Consider the following 3,216-nt stretch of genomic DNA (forward strand, 5'->3'; position numbering starts at 1 on the left):
TTTTTAGATTAATGCCTTCTGTAGATTATGATGAGTTTTTAGACCTTGATAAATCAATATATAAGTTTAGTGATGGATTTTTAGTGTTAGAGGCTCCCCGATCTTCTAAACAATTTGATAAAAATATTTTCAAAATAAGAAATATTGATATAGGTCAGGATACAATATTTATCAATGAGGAATTAAAAAATGAATTTGATAGGTTAGACGATACCGGATTCAATATCTTTGATTTAGATATAGCTAAATGGCGTGATCCAGATGATTTCTTTAGTTCTTTGTATTTGAGCGAAGAAGAAATAAATGAGTTGGTTTGGCCTATTTGATTAGATAAGAAATTGACTTTGATGGTAAAGAAAAGATTTATCACGGTAGTAAGAATTTAGGCTAATTTTTAAACAGTATTAAAGTCGTATCTGCTTATGTAAAACCTTAAAGAGTAAGCAATTTACAATAGTTTTATGATACAGCACTAATTTAGTACATGAATACAAGTAAGTTTGTAAAATATACAGTTAAAGTGTAAGTACAATTCAAAAAATAAGTAGTACTTCTATATATTTATTTAGAAGTACTACTTTAAAATAAGGTATTTTAAAAGGTGGATTTGTGAGCTTTTATACAATTTATCCGTCTGAGTATATTGATAGAGATTTTTCTTTTGATTTGAAAGGGAAGCAAGAAATTATTTTTGACTATTTTAAATTTGACTTAAGTAATCAATTTTTAAAAAATCCTAGAATAAATTTAGATTATGATAATATTTTTTCTGATCAATTTAATGAAATATTGCAGACAGATTTTTATTGTTCATCTTCAGGTATTCTACTTTTTTCAAAAAGATTTTTTAATGAAATGAAGGAAGTTCTTGCAGACGAATGTGATTTCTATCAATGTTATGTAAGAAATCAAGAAGCAGATATTTATGCCTTATATATTAAAAGAAAAAATAATTTATTAGATGAAGATGAATTTATAAAAAATGATCTTGTAATAGATGACTTTTTTATTGTTAGAGATACTGATAAACCTTATATCTACGTAGTGAGCAAAAAATTTGTAGATATTGTTAATAAATTTAAATTCAAAATGAATTTCTTGGAATACTAAAATTAATAATTTTTTAATAGTGAATTAATTATTTAAATTATTAATTCACTATTAGGCCTGAAGGTTTTTTATTTTTGGCAATATGGGATGTTTAGAATAGTATACAGCGAGTTATGTATGGACAAACGGTTTAGAATATAAAATTCGGGAGAATATCGTTATGATGCTTCAGACCGCCGTATTCAAAAGAGGAGTAAAGATCACCATACAGGTCAAGAGCAGAACATCATTTATGGGTGGGATGGCGATACGCTTGCTTATGAGTCCACAGAGCAGTTGACCAAGCATTACATCTATGAAAAAGACAGTTTTGTACAGATGCTACAAGCTGTTTATTTTAAGTCCAATAGAATTGCACCAAACTCCAGATTGGTCAGATAGACCTCATAACATACACCGTGACCCACTTTGGAAAACTGAAAAACAGGGTAAAGAATTTGATGATGTATGGTTCTATCACTGTGACCACTTAGGTAAGCCGCAGGAAAGGACCGATCATACAGGTGCAATTATTTGGAAAGCTGAATATAAAGCTTGGGGTGAGTGTAAAGCGGAGAGAGCAAAATCCAATTTCTTCGAAAATAGTGAAATTATCTCAAATAATATCCGTTTTCAAGGGTAATATTTCGACCAAGAAACAGGGCTTCATTACAACCATTATCATTATTATTCGCCGTATGTAGGTAGGTTTGTAAATAAAGATCCGATTAGATTGCTGGGTGGCTCTAATATTTATGCTTATGCACCGAAACCTATTACTTAGATTGACCTACTAGATCTAAAGCAAGGTAGCTATAGTTGTCCAGCTGCTTCAGTTAGGCTGCTTTAAATTCGGCCAATCCTAAATCAATTAGTTTAAATAGAGAATATGGTGGGTTAATATATGAAAAAGGTGGCAAATATTTTCATACTATTCTCGTTGCTGGTGGAGATAGAACATTTAAGTCAATATTAGCACTACCGCAAATACCTAGAAGTGCAACGATTGCTGGTGATTATTCTATAACTGATAATAAAGGAAACGTTAGAAGAACAAATAAAGAAAATGCAACACTAGATAGTGATAATTTTTCTTTAGCTGATCAGAAAATGACTATGCAGTGAGATTGAAGAACGATTGTCATAAGTCATATTTGGGAACACCAAGCGGAAAATTTAAAGTTAATGGTCCAAAAGGCGGTTATGAGTAATAAAGAATGGCGCGAACTTTTTAATAGAAATGAGTATCACGAAATCACAGGATCTTATCTTTTAGTTATTGAGGATGCAAAGAGAAAATTTGAGGAGATTTCCAAAGGGGAATGGGATCTGAAGAAATATATAGTATGGCTACAAATCTCAACTAATCAAAAATATGCATCAATAGGTTTTATTCCAAATATTGAAAACTCTATTGATGGAATACCATTTGAAATTCCTAATCAAGGAATGTATCAAAACGGACGAGGTGTACAATTTTATTATAAAATTGATAATGTGGAGCTTAAAGAAATGGTCTTTATGAGATGATTTGTATTGTATGTAATTAACATATAAATTTGGTTTATATAAAGGAAAGTCAATCATAGAAAAACTATTTTTCGTGATTGGCTTTTGTTATATAAATTATTTTTTCTACTAAAGATAAAGAAGTATTGAGTAGAGGCTCAAATCTATCTAAGGCATATCGAATTATAAACTGAGTTAATTAATTATGAAATTTGAAGAGTTTAATCAACTTATAGATAAGCTTTCGGAACAAGAAGAATATGAAAAAGTTGATAAAATTTTAGATGATAAAATGAACGAAATAGTAAAGTTAAACACTAAAGAAATTGAAAAATATTTAATTCTTTATGCTTCATTAGCCGGAGATACTGAATCTTTATCTAGATTTGATAAATTATTTAAGAAGGTGGTTTCTTTAGGAAAAATGAACCAGACTGACTTTAAAAAATATGAGAAATTATCATTAGCTAATAGGTGGCTATAACTTATATGAATTATAGAGTAGAACTCAGGAGTTTACTATTAGGTTCTATTTTAAGTAATTCTGAAAATTTTTCATAAGTAAATCAAAAATAAATTTATATTTTTATTGTAATTTTAATATACTAGGAATAATGC

General features: G+C 28.9%; 2 protein-coding genes and 3 pseudogenes. All 5 read left to right on the forward strand.

Going from position 1 to position 3,216, the window contains the following annotated elements; all coding sequences use genetic code 11:
* Positions 1 to 326 (forward strand): annotated as a pseudogene (locus ACH8JV_RS19070) (hypothetical protein); the annotation flags it as partial.
* Positions 327 to 609: 283 nt separating this feature from the next.
* A pseudogene (locus tag ACH8JV_RS19075) lies at positions 610 to 948 on the forward strand (hypothetical protein); the annotation flags it as partial.
* 306 nt (positions 949 to 1,254) lie between these two features.
* Positions 1,255 to 1,870, forward strand: a pseudogene (locus ACH8JV_RS19080) (RHS repeat domain-containing protein); the annotation flags it as partial.
* Between the two features lie 422 nt (positions 1,871 to 2,292).
* Positions 2,293 to 2,619, forward strand: a complete 327-nt coding sequence (locus tag ACH8JV_RS19085) for a hypothetical protein (protein ID WP_396523199.1) — start codon at positions 2,293 to 2,295, stop codon at positions 2,617 to 2,619.
* 184 nt (positions 2,620 to 2,803) lie between these two features.
* Entirely contained in the window at positions 2,804 to 3,082 is a 279-nt protein-coding gene (locus ACH8JV_RS19090) for a hypothetical protein (RefSeq protein ID WP_396523201.1), read from the forward strand.
* Positions 3,083 to 3,216 lie beyond the last annotated feature (134 nt).

Origin of the sequence: Acinetobacter sp. ABJ_C5_2 (genome assembly GCF_044538485.1) — a bacterium.
GTDB classification, from domain to species: Bacteria; Pseudomonadota; Gammaproteobacteria; order Pseudomonadales; family Moraxellaceae; genus Acinetobacter; species Acinetobacter nosocomialis_A.